The sequence below is a fragment of the Streptococcus sp. k-402 genome (genome assembly GCF_013277515.1).
Classification (GTDB): Bacteria; Bacillota; Bacilli; order Lactobacillales; family Streptococcaceae; genus Streptococcus.
On sequence record NZ_VMNB01000006.1, the window covers coordinates 50,906 to 74,922 of the forward strand.

Sequence of the window (24,017 nt, forward strand, 5' to 3'; positions counted from 1 at the left end):
TTCTTTTTTGAGAATTGTCTAAAAGTTTGATATAATGGTAGTTATGAATAGAATAAGAGTTAGCAAAAGGGTTGAAAAGAAGCTCGCTAAGGGGCTAGTTTTACTAGAAGCCAGTGATCTTGAGAATGTCAATCTTAAGGATCAGGAAGTAGAAGTGCAGAGTCAGGAAGGAATCTTTCTTGGGACTGCCTACCTTTCCCAGCAAAACAAGGGCTTGGGCTGGTTTGTTAGTAAGGACAAGGTGGCCTTCAATCAAGCTTTCTTTGAAACGCTGTTTAGACAAGCTAAAGAAAAGAGAAAATCCTATTATCAAGATGATTTGACAACTGCCTTTCGTCTCTTCAACCAAGAGGGAGATGGCTTTGGCGGTCTGACAGTGGACCTTTATGGCGACTATGCTGTCTTTTCTTGGTATAACTCTTATGTTTATCAGATTCGTCAGACCATCTCAGAAGCCTTTAGACAGGTTTTTCCTGAGGTTTTAGGGACCTATGAGAAGATCCGCTTTAAAGGATTGGACTATGAATCTGCCCATGTTTATGGTCAAGAAGCACCTGACTTTTTCACTGTTTTGGAAAATGGTGTTCTGTATCAAGTCTTTATGAACGATGGCTTGATGACAGGGATTTTCCTAGACCAGCACGAGGTTCGTGGGAGCCTGGTTGATGGATTGGCTATGGGTAAATCCTTGCTCAATATGTTTTCCTACACAGCAGCCTTTTCAGTAGCTGCAGCTATGGGAGGAGCAAGTCAGACAACTTCTGTTGATTTAGCCAAACGTTCACGAGAATTGTCTCAAGCGCATTTTCAGGCAAATGGAATCAGTACAGACGACCATCGTTTTATAGTCATGGATGTCTTTGAATATTTCAAATATGCCAAACGAAAAGGCTTGACCTACGATGTCATTGTCCTAGATCCGCCTAGTTTTGCTCGAAATAAAAAACAAACTTTCTCTGTGGCTAAGGATTATCACAAGTTGATATCCCAGAGTCTTGAGATTTTAAATCCGGGAGGAATTATCATTGCCAGTACCAATGCTGCCAATGTTTCCCGCCAGAAATTTACAGAACAAATTGATAAAGGCTTTGCAGGAAGAAGTTACCAGATTTTAAACAAATATGGTCTTCCAGCAGATTTTGCCTATAATAAAAAAGATGAAAGTAGTAATTACCTCAAGGTGATTAGTATGAAGGTTAGTAAATGAAATTAATCGTTTCAGTAATGCCAAGAAGTTTAGAGGAGGCTCAGGCTCTGGATGCCACAAGGTATCAAGATGCTGATATTATTGAATGGCGTGCCGACTATCTGCCTAAGGAAGCGATTTTGCAGGTGGCTCCAGCTATTTTTGAAAAATTTGCAGGCCGTGAGTTGGTTTTCACGCTACGAACTCGCTCTGAAGGGGGAGAAATCGACCTTTCTCCAGAAGAATATATCCATCTAATCAAGGAAGTGGCGCAACTCTATCAACCAGACTATATTGATTTTGAGTACTATAGCTACAAGGATGTTTTTGAGGAAATGCTGGACTTCCCAAATCTCGTTTTGAGTTACCATAATTTCCAAGAAACACCTGAAAATATGATGGAAATCTTGTCAGAGTTGACGACCCTAAATCCAAAACTTGTTAAGGTTGCAGTGATGGCTCACACGGAGCAGGATGTCTTAGACTTGATGAACTATACACGAGGCTTTAAAACCCTCAATCCTGAACAGGAATATGTGACCATTTCTATGGGTAAGGTGGGTAAGGTCTCTCGTATCACTGCGGATGTGACTGGTTCGAGTTGGTCTTTTGCCAGTCTGGATGAGGCAAGTGCCCCAGGTCAGATTTCTCTAGCTAACATGAAAAAAATTCGGGAGATTTTGGATGAAGCTTGATGGCTATACACGTTTAGCTGCCGTTGTTGCCAATCCTATTAAGCATTCTATTTCCCCCTTTATTCACAATAGTGCCTTTGAGGCGACAGCTACCAACGGTGCTTATGTAGCTTGGGAGATTGAAGCGAGTGACTTGGAAGTCACAGTGGCTAATATTCGTCGCTACCAGATGTTTGGTATCAACCTGTCCATGCCCTATAAGGAGCAAGTGATTCCTTATTTGGATGAATTGAGCGATGAGGCGCGCTTGATTGGTGCAGTTAATACGGTTGTTAATGAGAATGGCACTTTAATTGGATATAATACAGATGGCAAGGGATTTTTTAAGAGCTTGCCTTCTTTTACAATTTCAGGTAAGAAGATGACCCTGCTGGGTGCAGGTGGTGCGGCCAAGTCCATTTTGGCACAAGCTATTTTGGACGGCGTCAGTCAGATTTCGGTCTTTGTTCGTTCAGTTTCCATGGAAAAAACAAGACCTTACCTAGACAAGTTACAGGAGCAGACAGGCTTTAAAGTGGACTTGTATGCTTTAGAAGATGTTTCTGAACTGCAAGCAAGGATTGCTGGGTCGGATCTACTGGTCAATGCGACAAGTGTAGGGATGGATGGTCAATCATCTCCAGTTCCTGAAAACATTGTCCTATCAGAAACTCTTTTAGTAGCAGATATTATTTACCAACCCTTTGAAACGCCATTTTTAAAATGGGCCAGAAGTCAGGGCAAACCAGCGGTTAATGGTCTGGGAATGTTGCTCTATCAAGCTGCAGAAGCTTTTCAACTGTGGACAGGCAAGGAAATGCCAACAGAAGAGATTTGGCAGTCCTTAACAGAAAAATACCAATAAAGAAAGGGAGATTCTCCTATGAAAATCAGAATCGATATTCCTCATCATCCTTATGATATTCAGATTGAAAAAGGTTGTCTGGCTCAGGCTGGCCAATGGTTGCGAGAACTCTGGCAACCACAAAAGGTAGTCATTGTGACAGATAACCATGTAGCTTCTCTTTATGCAGAGAAGGTCAAGCTCAGCCTAGAAGATGCTGGTTTTCAGGTAGCAGTTTTTGACTTTTTAGAAGGGGAAGAAAGAAAGAATTTAACCACTGTCCAGAAAGTCTATGAATTTTTAGTCAAGCAAGGTCTGACTCGTAGCGATGGAGTCGTGGCTCTCGGAGGTGGTGTCGTTGGAGACCTGGCTGGTTTCGTAGCCTCTACCTATATGCGGGGTATTCACTTTGTTCAGATTCCGACCAGCTTGACAGCTCAGGTTGATTCTTCTATCGGCGGAAAGACAGGCGTTAACACTCCATTTGCTAAAAATATGGTGGGTACCTTTGCCCAACCAGACGGGGTTCTGATTGATCCGCTTGTCCTTGAAACACTCGGAAAGAGAGAGTTGATTGAAGGAATGGGTGAGGTTATCAAGTACGGCTTGATTGAGGATCCAGAACTGTGGCAAATCTTGACGGAGCTGGATGGTTCTGTTGAGAGCATTTTGGAACATGCAGAGACCTTGATTGAACATTCTTGTCAGGTCAAGCGCAAGATGGTGGTTGAGGATGAGCTGGACAATGGTGTTCGCCTTTACCTCAACTTTGGCCACACTATTGGCCATGCCATTGAAGCAACTGCCGGTTATGGAAAAGTCATGCATGGTGAAGCTGTGGCCATGGGCATGGTGCAGATTTCCAAGGTTGCTGAGAAAAAGGGTCTCATGCCAGCTGGCATTACCCAGTCCATCACAGAAATGTGTCAGAAATTTGGCTTGCCTGTTAACTATGAAAACTGGGATGTTGACAAGCTTTATCAAGCTCTTACTCATGACAAAAAAGCGCGTGGCAACACCTTGAAATTGGTCTTGGTACCAGAGCTTGGTTCAGCAACCATTCACCCAGTTTCTCTGGAAGAGATGAAAGACTACTTGGTAAAATAAGGAGAGTGTATGAGATATTTAACTGCAGGAGAATCACACGGCCCCCGTCTAACGGCTATCATTGAGGGAATTCCAGCTGGACTACCTTTGACAGTCGAGGATATCAATGGAGACCTTAGACGCCGTCAGGGTGGCTACGGTCGTGGTGGTCGTATGAAGATTGAGAGTGACCAGGTTGTCTTTACTTCGGGTGTTCGCCACGGGAAGACGACGGGGGCTCCCATTACCATGGATGTCGTCAATAAAGACCACCAAAAATGGCTGGATATCATGTCTGCTGAGGACATTGAAGACCGCCTAAAAAGCAAACGGAAAATCACTCATCCTCGGCCAGGTCATGCCGATTTGGTTGGGGGCATCAAGTACCGTTTTGATGATTTGCGAAATTCTTTGGAGCGTTCATCAGCTCGTGAAACCACCATGCGAGTGGCAGTCGGAGCAGTAGCTAAACGCCTCTTGACTGAGCTGGATATGGAGATTGCCAACCATGTCGTAGTCTTTGGTGGCAAGGAAATAGATGTACCTGAAAATCTGACAGTTGCGGAGATTAAGGAACGAGCTGCCCAGTCAGAAGTTTCTATTGTCAACCAAGAAAGGGAACAAGAAATCAAGGATTATATTGACCAAATCAAACGTGACGGTGATACCATCGGTGGGGTTGTGGAGACAGTCGTTGGAGGTGTTCCAGTTGGTCTTGGTTCCTATGTCCAATGGGACAGAAAATTGGATGCAAGATTGGCCCAAGCTGTTGTCTCTATCAATGCCTTTAAAGGGGTGGAATTTGGTCTTGGATTTGAGGCTGGTTATCGTAAAGGCAGCCAAGTTATGGATGAAATTCTCTGGTCTAAAGAAGACGGTTATACCCGCCGTACCAACAATCTAGGGGGCTTTGAAGGTGGTATGACTAATGGGCAACCCATTGTTGTTCGTGGTGTCATGAAACCCATTCCTACTCTTTATAAGCCTCTTATGAGTGTGGATATCGAAACCCACGAACCTTATAAGGCAACCGTGGAGAGAAGTGATCCGACCGCTCTTCCAGCTGCAGGAGTGGTTATGGAAGCTGTTGTGGCAACGGTTTTGGCACAAGAAATCCTCGAAAAATTCTCATCAGATAATCTTGAGGAACTAAAAGAAGCGGTAGCCAAACACCGAGACTATACAAAGAATTATTAAGGAGTTCCTATGGCAAAAACAATCTATATCGCAGGTCTTGGTTTGATTGGTGCCTCTATGGCACTTGGTATCAAACGCGATCATCCAGATTATGAAATTTTAGGCTATAATCGCAGTCAAGCTTCGAGAGATATTGCCTTGAAAGAAGGCATGATTGACCGTGCAACGGATGATTTTGCCAGTTTTGCTCCTTTGGCAGATATCATCATTCTCAGCTTGCCAATCAAGCAAACCATTGCTTTCATTAAGGAGTTGGCCCACTTGGACTTGAAAGAAGGCGTCATTATTTCAGATGCTGGTTCAACCAAGTCAGCCATTGTGGATGCGGCGGAGAACTATTTGTCTGGCAAGTCTGTTCGCTTTGTCGGGGCCCATCCCATGGCTGGTAGTCACAAGACAGGGGCTGCTTCTGCGGATGTCAATCTTTTTGAAAATGCCTATTATATCTTTACACCTTCAAGCCTGACAGGTCAGGATACGCTTGAGGAAATGAGGGATCTGCTTTCAGGTCTTCATGCTCGCTTTATCGAGATTGATGCCAAGGAGCATGATCGGGTGACTTCTCAGATTAGCCATTTTCCTCATATTCTGGCTTCTAGTCTCATGGAGCAGACTGCGGTCTATGCTCAAGAACATGAGATGGCAAGGCGCTTTGCGGCTGGTGGTTTTCGAGATATGACCCGAATTGCGGAAAGCGAGCCGGGTATGTGGACCTCCATTCTCTTGTCCAATCGTGAAACTATTCTAGACCGCATTGCGGATTTCAAGGAGCGTTTGGAAGCGATTGGTCAGGCCATTAGTAAGGGAGATGAAGAGCAAATTTGGAACTTTTTTAACCAAGCGCGTGAACAACGTCAGGCCATGGAAATCCATAAGCGTGGCGGTGTGGATAGCTCTTATGACCTTTATGTCGATGTTCCTGATGAAGAAGACGTTATTTTACGAATCTTGGAATTGCTGCGAGGAACTTCCTTGGTCAATATTCATATCAATGAGGAAAACCGTGAAGATATTCACGGGATCCTACAAATTTCATTTAAAAATGCTCAAGACTTGGAACGAGCCGAGCATCTCATAACAGAAAATACAGACTATACAGTCGTCATCAAATAAGGAGAACATCATGTCAAATATTTACGATAGTGCAAACGAACTCAGTCGCGGTCTACGCGAATTGCCAGAATACAAGGCTGTTAAAGCAGCTAAAGATGCGATTGCAGCAGATGCTGAGGCAAGTAAAATCTTTACAGAATATGTTGCCTTCCAAGAAGAAATTCAAAGACTAGCCCAGACAGGGCAAATGCCAGACGCATCCTTCCAAGCGAAAATGGAAGGCTTTGGTAAACAGATTCAAGGGAACAGCCTCTTGTCAGAATTCTTTACCAAGCAACAACAATTGGCAATTTACCTTTCTGACATTGAAAAAATTGTTTTCGAACCAGTTTCAGAATTGCTAAAATAAGAAAAGAACTATCCTAAAGTCAGAATTTTTAAGGAATTTCTGGCTTTTTATGATAAAATAGGTAAAAGTATTGCAAGTATGAGGTCCAGTATGAAACTAAAAACAAACATTCGCCACTTACATGGCAGTATCCGCGTTCCAGGTGACAAGTCTATCAGCCACCGTTCCATTATCTTTGGAAGTTTGGCTGAGGGTGAGACCAAGGTTTATGATATTCTGCGAGGTGAAGACGTTCTTTCGACCATGCAGGTTTTTCGTGACCTTGGTGTTGAAATTGAGGACAAAGATGGGGTTATTACCATTCAAGGTGTGGGTATAGAAGGCTTAAAAGCTCCGCAAAATGCCCTTGATATGGGAAATTCTGGTACCTCGATTCGCCTGATTTCAGGTGTCCTTGCAGGTGCAGATTTTGAAGTAGAAATGTTCGGAGACGATAGTCTTTCCAAACGTCCTATGGACCGTGTGACGATTCCTCTGAAAAAAATGGGCGTCAGTATTTCAGGGCAAACTGAGCGAGATTTGCCTCCTTTGCGTTTGCAAGGGACGAAAAACCTAAGACCTATTCATTATGAGTTGCCAATTGCCTCTGCCCAAGTCAAGTCAGCCTTGATGTTTGCGGCCTTGCAGGCTCAGGGGGAGTCAGTTATTATTGAAAAAGAGTGCACCCGTAATCATACTGAAGATATGTTACAGCAATTTGGTGGTCATTTAAGTGTGGATGGCAAGAAAATCACAGTCCAAGGACCGCAAAAATTGACAGGAAAAAAGGTGGTTGTTCCAGGAGATATTTCCAGTGCAGCCTTTTGGTTGGTCGCAGGTTTAATTGTTCCAAACTCTCGTGTGGTGCTTAAAAATGTGGGCATCAACGAAACGCGTACAGGTATCATTGATGTCATTCGCGCCATGGGTGGAAAACTAGAAGTAACTGAAATTGACCCAGTCGCTAAATCCGCAACCTTAACTGTTGAGTCTTCAGACCTCAAAGGAACAGAGATTGGCGGTGCCTTGATTCCACGTTTGATTGATGAATTGCCAGTTATCGCTCTACTTGCGACCCAAGCCCAAGGTGTAACAGTTATTAAGGATGCTGAGGAACTTAAGGTTAAGGAAACAGACCGTATTCAGGTTGTGGCAGACGCCTTAAATAGTATGGGAGCAGATATTACTCCTACGGCAGATGGGATGATTATCAAAGGAAAATCAGCTCTTCACGGTGCTAGAGTCAATACTTTTGGAGATCATCGTATCGGTATGATGACATCCATCGCAGCCCTCTTGGTTGCAGATGGTGAAGTGGAGCTTGATCGTGCAGAAGCCATCAATACTAGCTATCCTAGCTTCTTTGATGATTTGGAGAGCTTGATTCATGGCTAAGGTGTTATTAGGCTTTATGGGGGCTGGAAAATCGACTATTGCAAGAGGCTTGGACCCTAATTACCTTGATATGGATGCCCTGATTGAGAAACGCCTAGGTATGTCCATTACGAATTTTTTCGCTGAAAAGGGAGAAGCGGCCTTTCGTCAGATAGAATCAGAAGTCCTAGCTGATTTACTACAAACAGACCAAGTCGTGTCAACTGGAGGAGGAGTGGTTATTTCTCAGAGAAATCGTGACTTACTAAAGACAAATTCTGATAATATCTACCTGAAAGCTGATTTTGAAATCCTCTACCAACGTATCGCAGCTGATAAGGACAATCAGCGTCCGCTTTTTCTAAATAATAGTAAGGAAGAACTTGCAGCTATTTTTAAAGAAAGACAGGCTTGGTATGAGGAAGTGGCTAGTCGGGTTTTGGATGTGACCAAGCTAAGTCCAGAGGAAATTATAGAGGAACTGAGATGAAAATTGCTTATCTAGGTCCCAAGGGATCATTTTCACACCACGTTGTGCAGACAGCTTTTCCTCATGAGGAATTGCAGGCTTTTTCCAACATTACAGATGTCATCAAGGCCTATGAGCAGGGCTTGGTGGACTATTCTGTGGTGCCAGTTGAAAACTCTATCGAGGGTAGTGTTCATGAAACCTTGGACTACCTTTTTCATCAGGCTCGCATCCAAGCAGTGGCAGAAATTGTTCAGCCTATTCATCAGCAGTTGATGGTGGTTCCAGGTCACACTAAGATTGAAAAGATTTTTTCACATCCACAGGCCTTGGCTCAAGGAAAGAAATTCATCGATGAACAGTATCCAGAGGCTCAAATCGAGGTAACAGCTAGTACAGCTTATGCGGCCCGCTTTATTTCAGAACATCCAGACCAGCCTTTTGCGGCAATTGCACCTAGAAGTTCTGCTCAAGAATATGGCTTAGAACTGATTGCTGAGGATATTCAGGAAATGGAAGCCAATTTCACACGTTTCTGGGTTCTGGGAGCTGAAGGTGCAGCTATTCCCTTGCAAGCACAAACTGAGAAAATGAGTTTGGCCTTGACCTTACCTGACAACCTTCCAGGTGCACTTTATAAGGCCCTGTCGACCTTTGCTTGGCGAGGAATTGACTTAACAAAAATTGAAAGTCGTCCACTCAAGACAGCGCTAGGCGAATACTTTTTCATTATCGATGTAGACTATGCTGATAAGGACTTGGTCCACTTTGCCCAAAAAGAACTAGAAGCGATTGGAATCCAGTATAAAATTCTGGGTGCCTATCCTATTTATCCAATATCAGATCATGGAAAGGAGAGAAGATGAGTAAAGAAAATCCTCTCAGTCATCATGAAAAATTACGTTATGATTATTTACTAAAAAATATTCACTATCTCAATGAGAGAGAAAAAAATGAGTTTGCCTATTTGCAAGAAAAGCTAACTCTTGCTAGGGTAAATAGTAGTTCCAGCTTGGAACAAGAAAGAGAAGAGCAGGTTGACTTACCAAGCTATGCGAACCGGAGTCGCTCACAATCCAAATCACAAGCACTCTCTGCTCCTCCCAAAAAGAAAAGACGAAAGCTCCGTCTTAAACGCATTTTTATGGTGATTTTCTCTCTTCTGGTCTGTGTGGCTTTGGCCATGGTATTCATGTTTTTACGTGGTTACCAAGATGCTAGCGCAAAGAAAACTGCTGATGCTAAGGCAGCACAGGTTCAAGTCTTTAATGGTCAGGACACTAGAGACGGGGTCAATATTTTGATTATGGGAACGGATGGTCGAATTGGTCAAAATAGTGCTGAGACTCGGACGGACTCTATTATGGTATTAAATGTTGGCGGCTCAGATAAGAAAATGAAGCTAGTCAGCTTCATGCGTGATAATTTGGTTTATATAGACGGTTATAGCCAAGTCATTAACGGTAGAAAACAGACGGATAACAAGTTAAACGTAGCCTATGAGTTAGGAGAACAAGAGGGGCAAAAAGGGGCAGAAATGGTTCGCCAAGTCTTGAAAGATAATTTTGACTTGGACATTAAGTACTATGCCTTGGTCGATTTTCAGGCCTTTGCAACAGCGATTGACACACTTTTCCCTGATGGGGTGACAATTGATGCCCAATTTTCAACATTGAATGGGCGTCCACTAACAGAAGCTACAGTCGGAGATGATTTACATGCTACTGAGACTGAGTCTCCAACCCAGACTATTAAAGTCGGAAAACAGCAGATGAATGGCTCGACCCTGCTCAATTATGCTCGTTTCCGTGATGACGATGAGGCGGATTACGGCCGTACCAAAAGACAGCAACAAGTTTTAACAGCAATTTTAGAGCAAATTAAAGATCCTACTAAACTTTTCACTGGTTCTGAAGCTCTTGGAAAGGTTTTTGCTATGACCTCAACCAATGCACCCTATACTTTCCTCCTAACAAACGGTTTATCTGTTTTGGATGGAGCAAAAAATGGTATTGAAAAATTGACGATTCCAGAACTGGGTGACTGGGTAGATGCCTATGATGTTTATGGAGGCTTGGGCTTGCTTGTTGATCAAAACAAATATCAGAATAAATTGTCTCAGATGGGTTTGAGATAAAATAAGATAGGAGAATCAAAGCTTGAAGGCTATTTGGATAGCGGTCAGGCTTTGATTTTTTACAGTCTGCAATAGATTTTCACCCCCTATTTGTGGTATAATGAAACGATACGATAGAAAGAATAATGAAAAATATGACTGATTTAAAAGCAATTCAGGCTCGTAGTCTGGAGATGGCTGAATATTTTGTGGGCTTTTGTAAAGAACATGATTTGCTTTGTTACCTCTGTGGGGGAGGTGCTATTGGTGCCCTTCGAAACAAGGGTTTCATTCCTTGGGACGACGACCTAGACTTTTTCATGCCCCGTAAGGATTATGAGAAATTAGCAGAATTATGGCCTCGTTATGCAGATGAACGTTATTTCTTGTCAAAGAGTCACAAGGATTTTGTAGACCGCAATCTTTTTATTACCATTCGTGATAAGGAAACCACCTGTATCAAACCTTACCAGCAGGATTTAGAATTGCCACATGGTCTGGCCTTGGATGTCTTGCCTTTGGATTATTATCCGAAAAATCCAGCTGAGCGGAAGAAACAGGTTCGTTGGGCACTGATTTATTCACTCTTTTGTGCGCAAACTATTCCGGAAAAGCATGGCGCACTTATGAAATGGGGAAGCCGTATTTTACTGGGTGTGACTCCAAAATCTCTCCGTTATCGCATTTGGAAAAAAGCTGAAAAAGAAATGACCAAGTATGGTTTGGCTGAGAGCGATGGCATCACGGAACTATGCTCAGGTCCTGGTTACATGAGAAACAAGTACCCAATCGCATCCTTTGAAGACAATCTTTTCCTACCATTTGAGGGGACAGAGATGCCTATTCCAGTTGGTTATGATGCCTATCTCAGTACTGCTTTTGGGGATTATATGACGCCACCACCAGCAGACAAGCAGCTACCGCATCATGATGCTGTCATCGCTGATATGGATAAGTCTTATACAGAATACAAGGGAGAATATGGTGGCTAAGAAAAAAATCTTATTTTTTATGTGGTCTTTTTCTCTCGGAGGTGGAGCAGAGAAGATTTTATCTACCATTGTTTCAAATCTGGATCCAGAAAAGTATGATATTGATATTCTTGAAATGGAGCATTTTGACAAGGGATACGAATCAGTTCCTAAACATGTAGGCATTTTAAAATCCTTTCAGGATTATCGCCAAGCCAGATGGTTACGAGCTCTTTTGTGGAGAATGAGAATTTATTTTCCAAGGCTGACTCGTCGCTTGCTTGTAAAAGATGACTATGATGTTGAAGTTTCTTTTACCATTATGAATCCACCACTGTTGTTTTCTAAAAGAAAAGAAGTCAAGAAAATCTCTTGGATTCATGGAAGTATCGAAGAATTTCTTAAGGATAGCTCCAAAAGGGAATCACATAGACGCCAGTTGGATGATGCGGATATCATTGTAGGAATTTCAAAAAAGACCAGTCATTCTATCAAGGAAGTCTATCCAGATTATGCTTCTAAATTACAGACGGTCTACAATGGATATGATTTTAAGACTATTTTAGAAAAATCTCAAGAGAAGATTGATATCGAGATTGCGCCTCAAAGTATCTGTGCTATCGGACGGATTGAGGAAAATAAGGGTTCTGACCGTGTGGTGGAAGTGATACGATTATTACACCAAGAGGGGAAAAACTATCACCTTTACTTTATAGGTGCTGGTGATATGGAAGAGGAACTGAAAAAGCGAGTCAAAGAGTATGAGCTTGAGGACCATGTACATTTCCTTGGTTATCAAAAAAATCCTTATCAATATTTGTCTCAGATGAAAGTTCTCTTGTCTATGTCTAAACAAGAAGGTTTTCCTGGTGTTTATGTGGAATCCTTGAGCCTTGGAATCCCTTTTGTCTCTACGGATGTTGGAGGGGCTGAGGAACTATCACAAGAAGGACGATTTGGACAAATCATTGAGAGCAATCAAGAGGCAGCTCAGGCAATTACGAACTACATGACTTCTGCCTCAAACTTTGATGTCGATGAGGCTAGCCAATTCATTCAACAATTCACAATTGCCAAACAAATCGAACAAGTAGAAAAACTATTAGAGGAGTAGCATGGGAACTGCATTAATTAGTGTCATTGTGCCAGTTTATAATGTGGCGCAGTACCTAGAAAAATCGATAGCTTCCATTCAGAAGCAGACCTATCAAAATCTGGAAATTATTCTTGTTGATGATGGTGCAACGGATGAAAGTGGTCGCTTATGTGATTCAATCGCTGAACAAGATGACAGGGTGTTAGTACTTCATAAAAAGAACGAAGGATTGTCGCAAGCACGAAATGATGGAATGAAGCAGGCTCAGGGGGATTATCTGATTTTTATTGATTCAGATGATTATATCCATCCAGAAATGATTCAGAGCTTATATGAGCAATTAGTTCAAGAAGATGCGGATGTTTCAAGCTGTGGTGTCATGAATGTCTATGCTAATGATGAAAGTCCACAGTCAGCTAATCAGGATGACTATTTTGTCTGTGATTCTCAAACATTTCTAAGGGAATATCTCATAGGTGAAAAAATACCTGGAACGATCTGCAATAAGCTAATCAAGAGAGAGATTGCAACTGCCCTATCCTTTCCTAAGGGATTGATTTACGAAGATGCCTATTATCATTTTGATTTGATCAAGTTGGCCAAGAGGTACGTTGTTAATACCAAACCTTATTATTACTATTTTCATAGAGGGGATAGTATTACGACCAAACCCTATGCAGAGAAGGATTTAGCCTATATTGATATCTACCAAAAGTTTTACAATGAAGTTATGAAAAACTATCCTGATTTGAAAGAGGTCGCTTTTTTCAGATTGGCCTATGCTTACTTCTTTATTCTGGATAAGATGTTGCTAGATGATCAGTATAAACAGTTTGAAGCCTATTCTCAGATTCATCGTTTTTTAAAAGGCCATGCCTTTGCTATTGCTAGGAATCCAATTTTCCGTAAGGGGAGAAGAATTAGTGCTTTGGCTCTATTCATAAACATTTCCTTATACCGATTCTTATTACTGAAAAATATTGAAAAATCTAAAAAATTACATTAGAACGGGGGTGAGCAAATGATTGATGGAAAACGATTGTTATTTAGTTTGACCATAGTCAGTTATGCCTTGACGCTAGTAAGTGGAATTGTATATCTGTTTAATAATAACAATGTTAGCTTGCTTTCTACTTTATTGTTCTTACTGGTTAGTAGCTTAATTGCCTGCTGGAATGACATCAAGTATTACTTAATCCATTTTATTTTCTATTTAACTATTTTTGTCTTTCTGGTATCAAGACCGACCATTGATTATTTTAGGGATGGCGCTCTGGATACCTATCATCCGATAGCCTATCGTTTTGCCTTTATAGTCGTCATGGTTTCGATTCTGGGCTTGACCACAGGAGGCGTCCTGGCTCGTTACTTCATAGCTAGGAAGAAAATAAAAGTAGCAAATATAGGAAATTCTCTAAAAGAGGTTTATACCAAGAGGTTACGCTTTGTATCACTAGGAGTTTTTCTTCTAACCTATCCTTTCTATTTCATTCGGTTATTTGAACGACTCCTGTATCGCTTGCAGACTTCCTACTATGCCTACTATGCAAATTTTGAAAGTAAACTGCCTTATTTTACCTATATCTTATCAACCTTTACGGTCTATGCAATGTGTATGTATTTGGCCACCAAGCCAAAGAAATGGCAGGCAACAGCAGTGCTTATCTCCTTTATTGTAGCCAATACTATTCATTTGGCAATCGGGACACGAAATCCCTTTATTTTAAGTATTTTATTTGCTTTTGTTTATTACTTTATGCGGGAGCAAACTGAAAAGGGAAAATGGATTGGGTTTAAAGAAAAGTTAGCAATTTTTGTAGGTTCTCCTATTCTCATGTTAGCGATGGGAGTGCTCAATTATGTGCGGGATAATGTCCAAGTTTCCCATACAGGTTTCTGGGATATCTTACTTGACTTTATCTATAAACAAGGGACTAGTTTTGGTGTTTTGGCTAGAGGTTTTCTATTTAACAGTAGCCTCCCTTACCGAGATTTCCGTAATTTTACTTTTGGTCCTGTCCTTGATTATTTTGCAAGGGGAAGCTTGGGGGCCATTTTCGGAGGAAAAGCCTTTGAACATACAACCAATAGTGTGGAGCTAGCTATTGATAGTAATAGTTATGCCCACAATTTGTCCTATCTTGTTTTGAACAAGGAATACTTGAAAGGACATGGTATCGGAAGTAGTTATATCATGGAGTTGTATACAGACTATGGTATGATAGGAGTCTTTCTACTTAGTCTCTTGCTAGGTATGTTATTCATAGCCATGCTGCAAGTAGCCTATCGTTCAAGAACAATCCTATTTGCCTTGTCCCTACTCATCTTGAATAATTTATTCTTTATGCCAAGAAGTAGCTTTTCAGAAAGTTTCTTCAATCTATTTACAATGCAATTCTGGGGAATTGTTCTTGTGATTATATTTGTAGCAAAAATGCTTACAAAAGAGAACCAGTATCTACTCAACAAAGGAGAAAAAAATCATGTTTGAACATTATTCAGTAGCTGATTTATTTGCAAATCTTTACAAAAAACGAAAAGTAAATATTTTAGCTCTCATCGTTTTATTTGCTCTCATTGCTGTACCATTTACAATTAAAGCAGTTAGGAATAAAAACACTGTCAAAGATACAACAAGTTATTCAACTTATCTTAGCTATAAAATCACTCCTCCAGAAGATTCGGCCAAAACGATTTTGAATCATCAAATTGGTGGTTATAGTGATTTTTATGGGAAATTGATTGATGGTAATTTGAATGGAGCTTATCTTTTCAATGATGTAGAACCCAGTGAGTTGAAAAAAATTGCCAGTGAATTAGATACGACAGAAACAACCTTGAAAAATTCTACGAATGATTATTGGTGGAAAAAACTGACCGTCTACTATATGATTGACGATGCAGGGGTTGGTGTGAAAATTTTGACACCAAGTAAAGATACTAATGACTTGTTGGAGCGAAAAATTGATGGATTGATTGAGAAATTTAAACACACTTTTGCAAATGTAAAAATTGAAAAATTGGAAACCATCAACTCTAAAGAATTGAATGCAAATGGTGAGACAGCGCTTGGATTAAATGTGAAAAATCTGATTCTTCGTTTAGCTGTTATTGGAGTGGTTTGTGTGATTTTGGTTGTGATGGGAAATGTGTTAGTTTATCTCTTTAATCCAACAATCAATAGAGCAGGTGATTTTTCTCAGTATCAAATTGATTTTGTAACAGAGATTACAACAATTGCCAACCTAGCAGATGTTTTGTCATACAAAAATGCTGGACAGGAATTGACCATCGTTAGCTCAAATAAAGCTATCCTAGATAAATTGAAACAAAATCAAGAGGCTTTGAAAGGAATGCATTTTGTCGATTTACAAGATGTGCCATCGCTTTTAGAAAGAGATACAGTCCTTCTTGTTGAAGAGTATGGAGTGACTCGTTATAAGAAATTTGAACAAAGTCTTCAAATTCTTAGAAACCTAAATCGTTCTATCCTCGGTGTAGCAACCTTTAAATTATAAGTATTCTGATGCATCAGGTCTTCAAAGTTGGCTAAGAGCCGATTTTGAAGGCTTTTTCTATCTGTCTGCAGAAATTTTCTTTTGGAGTCTCCTATAGAAATACCCTAGGGAAAATCTATCCGTATAGAGGAGCCTTCTTTTGATAAAATCGTAAAAATCTAGTATAATAGATAGAACTGAAAGTATGAGGTTACTAGCAATGAAAATGAAACAAATTAGTGATACAACTTTGAAAATCACGATGTCTTTAGAGGATTTGATGGATCGTGGCATGGAGATTGCTGACTTTCTCGTTCCTCAAGAAAAAACAGAAGAGTTCTTTTATGCTATCTTAGATGAGTTAGAGATGCCTGATAGCTTCCTAGATACAGGCATGTTGAGCTTCCGTGTGACTCCAAAACCTGATAAGGTCGATGTCTTTGTAACCAAATCAAAGATTGACCAAAATCTAGATTTTGAAGATTTATCGGATTTACCAGATATGGAAGAATTGGCTCAAATGTCTCCAGATGAATTTATCAAAACCTTGGAAAAGAGCATTGCAGAAAGGACTAAAGATGACATCGAAGCCATTCAATCACTAGAGCAAGTCGAAGCCAAGGAAGAAGAGCAGGAGCAGGATCAACAAGAAGTTGAAAGTAAGAAAGAGCCTTATATCTACTACATCCTTTCTTTTGCAAAATTGGCTGACTTGGTGGCATTTGCCAAGACAGTGACTTTTGAGATGGAAACTTCTGAACTCTACAAGATGAACGAGCGCTATTATTTGACCATTTTAGTGGATATTGAAAATCATCCAAGTCCATATCCAGCTTGGCTGTTGGCTCGTATGCGTGAGTTTGCGGACGATAGTGACATCAGTCGTTCAGTCTTGCAAGAGTATGGTCAAGTCTTGATGAATCACGATGCAATACTCAATCTGCAAAAGATTGGTTTATAATTTTTAAAATCAATTTTCATCTATCAAGAAAGACGAATCATGGGATTCGTTTTTTCTTTTTATACTGAAATAGTGATTTACTATAATAGGAATTTTCACAAAATTCTGTTATAATGGCTATATTAGAAAATTTCGAGGAGACAAACATGACAGTTAAAATTGCTTTACTAGGATTTGGTACCGTTGCAAGTGGCGTGCCTTTCCTCCTAAAGGAAAATGGAGAAAAAATCAATCAATCAGCACATTCAGAGATTGAAGTTGCCAAGGTATTGGTCAAGGATGAAGAAGAAAAGAATCGCTTGCTTGCAGCAGGGAATGACTTTAACTTTGTAACCAATGTGGATGACATTTTATCAGACCAAGACATTACGATTGTAGTGGAATTGATGGGGCGTATCGAACCTGCTAAGACCTTTATCACTCGTGGCTTGGAAGCTGGGAAACACGTTGTTACTGCCAACAAGGACCTTTTGGCTGTCCACGGTGCAGAATTGTTAGAAATTGCTAAAGCTAACAAGGTAGCACTTTACTATGAAGCAGCAGTAGCTGGTGGGATTCCAATTCTTCGTACCTTGGCAAATTCCTTGGCTTCTGATAAAATTACGCGTGTGCTTGGTGTAGTCAACGGAACTTCCAACTTCATGATGACCAAGATGGTGGAAGAAGGCTGGTCTTACGATGATGCTCTAGCGGAAGCGCAAAGACTTGGTTTTGCAGAAAGCGACCCGACAAATGACGTGGATGGGATTGATGCAGCCTACAAGATGGTGATTTTGAGCCAATTTGCCTTTGGTATGAAGGTTGCATTTGATGATGTAGCCCACAAGGGAATCCGCAACATCACACCAGAAGACGTAGCTGTAGCCCAAGAACTTGGCTATGTAGTGAAATTGGTTGGTTCTATCGAGGAAACTCCTTCAGGAATTGCTGCAGAAGTAACTCCAACCTTCCTACCTAAAGCGCACCCACTTGCTAGTGTGAATGGGGTAATGAACGCTGTCTTTGTAGAATCTATCGGTATTGGTGAGTCTATGTACTACGGACCAGGTGCGGGTCAAAAACCAACTGCTACGAGTGTGGTAGCAGATATTGTCCGTATCGTTCGTCGCTTGAACGATGGAACCATTGGTAAAGACTTCAATGAATATAGCCGTGATTTGGTCTTGGCAAATCCAGAAGATGTCAAAGCAAATTACTACTTCTCAATTTTGGCTCCAGACTCAAAAGGTCAGGTCTTGAAGTTGGCTGAAATCTTCAATGCCCAAGAAATTTCATTTAAGCAAATTCTCCAAGATGGAAAAGATGGTGACAAGGCACGTGTTGTGATCATCACACACAAGATTAATAAAGCGCAACTTGAAAATGTTTCAGCTGAATTGAAGAAGGTTTCAGAATTCGACCTATTGAATACCTTCAAGGTGCTAGGAGAATAAAATGAAGATTATTGTACCTGCAACCAGTGCCAATATCGGGCCGGGTTTTGATTCGGTCGGTGTAGCTGTAACCAAGTATCTTCAAATTGAGGTCTGTGAAGAACGAGATGAGTGGCTGATTGAACACCAGATTGGCAAATGGATACCACATGACGAGCGCAATCTCTTGCTCAAAATCGCTTTGCAAATTGTACCAGATTTACAACCAAGACGTTTGAAAATGACTAGTAATGTTCCCTTAGCGCGTGGTTTGGGTTCTTCCAGCTCGGTTATTGTTGCTGGGATTGAACTAGCCAACCAACTGGGTCAGCTCAACTTGTCAGACCATGAAAAATTGCAGTTGGCGACCAAGATTGAAGGACATCCTGACAATGTGGCTCCAGCCATTTATGGTAATCTCGTTATTGCAAGTTCCGTTGAAGGGCAAGTCTCTGCTATCGTAACAGACTTTCCAGAGTGTGATTTCCTAGCCTACATCCCCAACTATGAATTACGTACTCGCGACAGCCGTGGTGTCTTACCTAAAAAATTGTCTTATAAGGAAGCTGTCGCTGCCAGTTCTATCGCCAATGTGGCGGTTGCGGCCTTGTTGGCAGGAGATATGGTGACCGCTGGGCAAGCAATCGAGGGAGACCTCTTCCACGAACGTTACCGTCAGGACTTGGTGAGAGAATTTGCGATGATTAAGCAAGTGGCCAAAGAAAATGGTGCCTATGCAACCTACCTCTCTGGTGCTGGGCCGACAGTTATGGTTTTGGCTTCTCATGACAAGATGCCGGCGATTAAGGCAGAATTGGAAAAGCAACCCTTCAAAGGAAAACTGCATGACTTGAAGGTTGATACCCAAGGTGTCCGTGTCGAAGCAAAATAAAGAATAGATGATAGGATGGGGAAACGTTCGACCAGAGGGCTTCCTATCCTTTTTTTGAAAAGAAGTTTAGTAGAAAGAAAAACTATATTCCATACTCAATGAAAATCAAAGAGCAAACTAGGAAGCTAGCCGCAGGTTGCTCAAAACAGTGTTTTGAGGTTGTGGATAGAACTGACGAAGTTAGTAACTATACCTACGGCAAGGTGACGCTGACGTGGTTTGAAGAGATTTTCGAAGAGTATTAGTTAAAAACATGATAAAGGAGAAATAAAGATGGCAGAAATTTATTTAGCAGGTGGTTGTTTTTGGGGTTTAGAGGAGTATTTTTCACGCATTTCTGGAGTGCTAGCAACCAGTGTTGGCTACGCTAATGGGCAAGTCGAAACGACCAATTACCAGTTGCTCAAGGAAACAGACCATGCAGAAACGGTTCAAGTGATTTACGATGAGAAAGCAGTGTCACTCAGAGAGATTTTGCTTTATTATTTCCGTGTTATTGATCCATTATCAGTCAATCAACAAGGGAATGACCGTGGTCGTCAGTATCGGACCGGAATATATTACCAGGATGAAGCAGACTTGCCAGCTATTTACACAGTGGTGCAGGAGCAGGAGCGCATGCTTGGTCGAAAGATTGCAGTAGAAGTGGAGAAACTTCGCCACTACATTCTGGCTGAAGATTACCACCAAGACTATCTTAAGAAAAATCCTTCGGGTTACTGTCATATCGATGTGACCGATGCTGAGAAGCCATTGATTGATGCTTCTAATTATGAAAAGCCTAGTCAAGAGGTGTTAAAGGAAAGCTTATCAGAAGAATCCTATCGTGTTACCCAAGAAGCTGCTACAGAGGCTCCATTTACCAATGCCTATGACCAAACCTTTGAAGAGGGAATTTATGTAGACATCACGACGGGTGAGCCACTCTTTTTTGCCAAGGATAAGTTTGCCTCAGGTTGTGGTTGGCCAAGTTTTAGCCGTCCGATTTCCAAGGAATTGATTCATTATTACAAGGACATGAGTCATGGAATGGAGCGAATCGAGGTTCGTTCTCGGTCAGGAAATGCTCACTTGGGGCATGTTTTCACAGATGGACCACGTGAGTTTGGTGGCCTCCGTTACTGTATCAATTCTGCTTCCTTGCGATTTGTGGTCAAGGATGAGATGGAAGAAGCAGGATATGGCTATCTACTACCTTACTTAAACAAATAAAGCAGAGATGGTGGGTGCTTCCCACTTTCTTCATTTCCAGAATACGAATAGAAGGGATCTATGAAACACCTATTATCTTACTTCAAACCCTACATCAGAGAATCGATTTTAGCACCTTTGTTCAAACTACTTGAAGCTGTGTTTGAGCTCTTAGTTCCTATGGTAATTGCTGGGATTGTTGATCAATCCTTGCCCCAGAAAAATCAAGGTCATCTCTGGATGCAGATTGGCCTGCTCCTTATATTTGCAGTGATTGGCGTTTTAGTGGCCTTGATAGCCCAGTTTTACTCAGCCAAGGCTGCGGTAGGTTTTGCCAAGGAATTGACAAACGACCTTTATCGTCATATTCTTTCATTGCCCAAGGACAGCAGAGACCGTTTGACAACTTCTAGCTTGATCACTCGCTTGACTTCGGACACCTATCAGATTCAGACTGGTATCAATCAATTCCTGCGCCTCTTTTTGCGAGCACCTATTATCGTTTTTGGAGCCATTTTTATGGCTTATCGCATCTCGGCTGAGCTGACTTTCTGGTTCTTGGTCATGGTTATCATTTTGACCGTCGTCATTGTAGGTCTTTCTAGGTTGGTCAATCCTCTCTACAGTAGTCTCAGAAAGAAAACGGACCAACTGGTTCAGGAAACGCGCCAGCAATTGCAAGGGATGCGGGTTATTCGTGCTTTTGGTCAAGAAAAACGAGAGTTACAGATTTTTCAAACCCTTAACCAAGTTTATGCTAGATTACAAGAAAAGACAGGTTTCTGGTCCAGTTTATTAACACCTCTGACCTATCTGATTGTCAATGGAACTCTCCTCGTTATTATCTGGCAAGGCTATATTTCGATTCAAGGAGGCTTGCTCAGTCAAGGTGCTCTCATTGCCCTTATTAACTATCTCCTACAGATTTTGGTGGAATTGGTCAAGCTAGCCATGCTGATAAATTCCCTTAACCAGTCCTATATCTCAGCTAAGCGAATTGAGGAAGTCTTTGCCGAAGCTCCAGAAGACATCCATTCAGAATTAGAACAAAAGCAAGTTACCAGTAATCAGGTTTTACAAGTTCAAGAACTGACCTTTACCTATCCTGATGCGGCCCAGCCTTCTCTGATAGACATTTCCTTTGATATGAAGCAAGGGCAAAACCTGGGTATCATTGGGGGAACTGGTTCTGGTAAATCAAGTTTGGTGCAAGTCATTCTTGGACTTTATCCAGCAGACAAGGGGAGCATTTACCCTTATCGAGATGGATTTAGTCCTCTTAATTTGGAGCAGTGGCGGTCATGGATTGCCTATGTGCCCCAAAAAGTCGAACTCTTTAAGGGAAGCATTCGTTCTAACTTGACTCTAGGTTTCAATCAAGAAGTGACTGATCAAGAACTCTGGCAAGCCTTGGAGATTGCGCAAGCTAAGAATTTTGTCAGTGAAAAGGAAGGGCTTTTGGATGCCCTAGTTGAGGCAGGAGGACGAAATTTCTCAGGTGGACAAAAACAAAGGCTGTCTATTGCTCGCGCAGTCTTGCGTCAGGCTCCATTTCTTATCCTAGATGATGCGACCTCGGCCCTCGACACCATTACCGAGTCCAAGCTCTTGAGAGCTATCCGAGAAAATTTGCCAGACACGAGCTTAATCTTGATTTCTCAACGAACCTCAACACTTCGTATGGCAGACCAGATTCTCCTCTTGGAAAAAGGTGAGCTTCTAGCTACCGGCAAGCATGAGGACTTGATGAAATCCAGTCAAGTCTATCGCGAAATCAATGCCTCCCAGCATGGAAAGGAGGACTAGTATGAGACGACAAACTGCAAATCAAACACTCACACGTTTGGCCAAAGATTTAGCAAGCCATTCCTTCCTCTTTTTCCTAGCTTTTCTAGGAACCATTGCCCAGGTTGGCTTATCAATTTACCTACCTATCTTAATTGGGCAGGTCATTGACCAAGTCCTGGTGGCTGGTTCTTCACCAGTTTTTTGGCAGATTTTTCTCCAAATGATCTTGGTGGTCATAGGAAATACGCTTGTGCAGTGGGTCAATCCTCTTCTCTATAATCGCCTAATCTTCTCTTATACCAAAGATTTGCGAGAGAGAATCATCCATAAGCTCCATCGTTTACCGATTGCTTTTGTGGATCGGCAAGGAAGTGGAGAGATGGTCAGTCGTGTGACCACAGACATCGAACAGTTGGCAGCTGGCTTGACCATGATTTTTAACCAATTTTTTATTGGCGTCTTAATGATTTTGGTTAGTATTCTAGCCATGCTTCAAATTCATCTCCTCATGACCCTCTTGGTCTTGCTGTTGACGCCACTGTCTATGGTAATCTCACGCTTTATTGCCAAACGCTCCTATCATCTCTTCCAAAAGCAAACAGAGGCAAGGGGGATTCAGACTCAGTTGATTGAAGAATCGTTGAGCCAGCAGACTATTATCCAGTCTTTTAATGCTCAGGCAGAATTTATCCAAAGACTGCGTGAGGCTAATGACAACTACGCAGGCTATTCTCAGTCAGCCATTTTTTATTCTTCAACGGTCAATCCTTCGACTCGCTTTGTCAATGCACTCATTTATGCCCTTCTAGCTGGAGTAGGAGCTTATCGTATCATGATGGGGTCAACCTTGAGCATTGGGCGTTTAGTGACTTTTTTGAATTATGTTCAACAGTACACCAAGCCATTTAATGATATTTCTTCTGTTTTAGCCGAGTTGCAAAGTGCTCTCGCTTGCGCAGAGCGCGTATATGCTGTCTTAGAAAGCTCTGAGGTTGCTGAAACAGGTAAGGAAGTCTTGACCAGTGACCAAGTTAAGGGAGCGATTTCCTTTAAACAGGTTTCTTTTGGCTACCATCCTGAAAAGATTTTGATTAAGGATTTATCTATTGATATTCCAGCCGGTAACAAGGTAGCTATTGTTGGTCCGACAGGTGCTGGAAAATCAACCCTTATCAATCTTCTTATGCGTTTCTATCTTATTAACTCAGGAGATATCTTGCTGGATGGGAAATCCATTTATGACTATGGTCGTGCCTCCTTACGCCAGCAGTTTGGCATGGTGCTACAAGAAACCTGGCTCAAGCAAGGGACCATTCATGATAATATTGCCTTTGGCAATCCTGATGCCAGTCGAGAGCAAGTGATTGCTGCTGCCAAAGCAGCCAATGCAGACTTTTTCATCCAACAGTTGCCACAGGGATACGATACCAAGTTGGAAAATGCTGGAGAATCTCTCTCTGTCGGTCAGGCCCAGCTCTTGACCATTGCCCGAGTCTTTCTGGCTATTCCAAAGATTCTTATCTTAGACGAAGCAACTTCATCCATCGATACGCGGACAGAAGTGCTGGTACAGGATGCCTTTGCTAAACTCATGAAGGGGCGCACAAGTTTTATTATTGCTCACCGTTTGTCTACCATTCAGGACGCGGATTTGATTCTTGTCTTGGTGGATGGCGACATTGTTGAGTATGGGAACCATCAGGATCTCATGACTAGAAAGGGCAAGTATTACCAAATGCTAAAAGCTGCAGCTTTTAGCTCTGAATAATCCTTTCTCTTTTGAAATTTTATGGACGAAAAAAGGGCTCTTTGTCAACTGTAG

22 protein-coding genes are annotated in these 24,017 nt (G+C 41.6%); all 22 read left to right on the top strand.

Annotation, left to right across the window (positions count from 1 at the left end; all coding sequences use genetic code 11):
- Positions 1-43: 43 nt before the first annotated feature.
- The 22 genes from HT724_RS05360 (at position 44) to HT724_RS05465 (ending at position 23,963) form a co-directional block, all read left to right on the top strand.
- Positions 44-1,207, top strand: a complete 1,164-nt coding sequence (locus tag HT724_RS05360) for a class I SAM-dependent rRNA methyltransferase (protein WP_173276661.1) — start codon at positions 44-46, stop codon at positions 1,205-1,207.
- The gene (aroD, locus tag HT724_RS05365; protein WP_173276660.1) at positions 1,204-1,881 is read left to right on the top strand and encodes a type I 3-dehydroquinate dehydratase; all 678 of its coding nucleotides are present in this window, start codon (positions 1,204-1,206) and stop codon (positions 1,879-1,881) included. Before HT724_RS05360 ends, aroD begins: the two co-directional genes overlap by 4 nt.
- Positions 1,871-2,725 (top strand): shikimate dehydrogenase, encoded by an 855-nt coding sequence (locus tag HT724_RS05370; protein WP_173276659.1) that lies wholly within the window; start codon positions 1,871-1,873, stop codon positions 2,723-2,725. The genes aroD and HT724_RS05370 overlap by 11 nt, the downstream gene beginning before the upstream one ends.
- An 18-nt stretch (positions 2,726-2,743) precedes the next feature.
- Entirely contained in the window at positions 2,744-3,811 is a 1,068-nt protein-coding gene (gene aroB, locus HT724_RS05375) for a 3-dehydroquinate synthase (protein ID WP_173276658.1), read from the top strand.
- Between the two features lie 9 nt (positions 3,812-3,820).
- Positions 3,821-4,987 (top strand): chorismate synthase, encoded by a 1,167-nt coding sequence (gene aroC / locus HT724_RS05380; protein ID WP_173276657.1) that lies wholly within the window; start codon positions 3,821-3,823, stop codon positions 4,985-4,987.
- 9 nt (positions 4,988-4,996) lie between these two features.
- The gene (locus tag HT724_RS05385; RefSeq protein WP_173276656.1) at positions 4,997-6,100 is read left to right on the top strand and encodes a prephenate dehydrogenase; all 1,104 of its coding nucleotides are present in this window, start codon (positions 4,997-4,999) and stop codon (positions 6,098-6,100) included.
- A gap of 10 nt (positions 6,101-6,110) precedes the next feature.
- A complete protein-coding gene (locus HT724_RS05390) occupies positions 6,111-6,449 on the top strand; it encodes a YlbF/YmcA family competence regulator (RefSeq protein WP_000065969.1) in 339 nt (112 codons plus the stop codon).
- A 90-nt stretch (positions 6,450-6,539) separates the two neighbouring features.
- Positions 6,540-7,823 (top strand): 3-phosphoshikimate 1-carboxyvinyltransferase, encoded by a 1,284-nt coding sequence (gene aroA, locus HT724_RS05395; protein WP_173276655.1) that lies wholly within the window; start codon positions 6,540-6,542, stop codon positions 7,821-7,823.
- Complete coding sequence (locus HT724_RS05400) at positions 7,816-8,292, top strand: shikimate kinase (protein WP_173276654.1); 477 nt, start codon at positions 7,816-7,818, stop codon at positions 8,290-8,292. The genes aroA and HT724_RS05400 overlap by 8 nt, the downstream gene beginning before the upstream one ends.
- Positions 8,289-9,137, top strand: coding sequence for a prephenate dehydratase (pheA, locus tag HT724_RS05405; RefSeq protein WP_173276653.1), 849 nt, complete (start codon positions 8,289-8,291; stop codon positions 9,135-9,137). Before HT724_RS05400 ends, pheA begins: the two co-directional genes overlap by 4 nt.
- A complete protein-coding gene (gene psr, locus HT724_RS05410; RefSeq protein ID WP_173276652.1) occupies positions 9,134-10,408 on the top strand; it encodes a polyisoprenyl-teichoic acid--peptidoglycan teichoic acid transferase Psr in 1,275 nt (424 codons plus the stop codon). The genes pheA and psr overlap by 4 nt, the downstream gene beginning before the upstream one ends.
- A 125-nt stretch (positions 10,409-10,533) precedes the next feature.
- Positions 10,534-11,379, top strand: a complete 846-nt coding sequence (locus tag HT724_RS05415; protein WP_205380593.1) for a phosphorylcholine transferase LicD — start codon at positions 10,534-10,536, stop codon at positions 11,377-11,379.
- A complete protein-coding gene (locus HT724_RS05420; protein ID WP_173276651.1) occupies positions 11,369-12,472 on the top strand; it encodes a glycosyltransferase in 1,104 nt (367 codons plus the stop codon). The genes HT724_RS05415 and HT724_RS05420 overlap by 11 nt, the downstream gene beginning before the upstream one ends.
- 1 nt (position 12,473) lies before the next feature.
- Positions 12,474-13,460: a glycosyltransferase family 2 protein gene (locus tag HT724_RS05425; protein ID WP_173276650.1), complete on the top strand. Its 987-nt coding sequence runs from the start codon at positions 12,474-12,476 to the stop codon at positions 13,458-13,460.
- Between the two features lie 15 nt (positions 13,461-13,475).
- Positions 13,476-14,945: an O-antigen polysaccharide polymerase Wzy family protein gene (locus HT724_RS05430; protein ID WP_173276649.1), complete on the top strand. Its 1,470-nt coding sequence runs from the start codon at positions 13,476-13,478 to the stop codon at positions 14,943-14,945.
- Positions 14,938-15,972 (top strand): prephenate dehydratase, encoded by a 1,035-nt coding sequence (locus tag HT724_RS05435; protein ID WP_173276648.1) that lies wholly within the window; start codon positions 14,938-14,940, stop codon positions 15,970-15,972. The genes HT724_RS05430 and HT724_RS05435 overlap by 8 nt, the downstream gene beginning before the upstream one ends.
- Before the next feature lie 199 nt (positions 15,973-16,171).
- Positions 16,172-16,912: an adaptor protein MecA gene (gene mecA / locus HT724_RS05440; protein ID WP_173276647.1), complete on the top strand. Its 741-nt coding sequence runs from the start codon at positions 16,172-16,174 to the stop codon at positions 16,910-16,912.
- A gap of 146 nt (positions 16,913-17,058) precedes the next feature.
- Complete coding sequence (locus tag HT724_RS05445) at positions 17,059-18,345, top strand: homoserine dehydrogenase (protein ID WP_173276646.1); 1,287 nt, start codon at positions 17,059-17,061, stop codon at positions 18,343-18,345.
- 1 nt (position 18,346) lies between these two features.
- On the top strand, positions 18,347-19,216 hold the full coding sequence (thrB, locus tag HT724_RS05450) for a homoserine kinase (RefSeq protein WP_173276645.1): 870 nt from the start codon (positions 18,347-18,349) through the stop codon (positions 19,214-19,216).
- Positions 19,217-19,489: 273 nt separating this feature from the next.
- A complete protein-coding gene (gene msrB, locus HT724_RS05455; RefSeq protein WP_173276643.1) occupies positions 19,490-20,428 on the top strand; it encodes a peptide-methionine (R)-S-oxide reductase MsrB in 939 nt (312 codons plus the stop codon).
- Between the two features lie 60 nt (positions 20,429-20,488).
- Positions 20,489-22,213, top strand: a complete 1,725-nt coding sequence (locus HT724_RS05460; RefSeq protein WP_173276642.1) for an ABC transporter ATP-binding protein — start codon at positions 20,489-20,491, stop codon at positions 22,211-22,213.
- Position 22,214: 1 nt separating this feature from the next.
- Complete coding sequence (locus HT724_RS05465; protein ID WP_173276641.1) at positions 22,215-23,963, top strand: ABC transporter ATP-binding protein; 1,749 nt, start codon at positions 22,215-22,217, stop codon at positions 23,961-23,963.
- Positions 23,964-24,017: the final 54 nt, after the last annotated feature.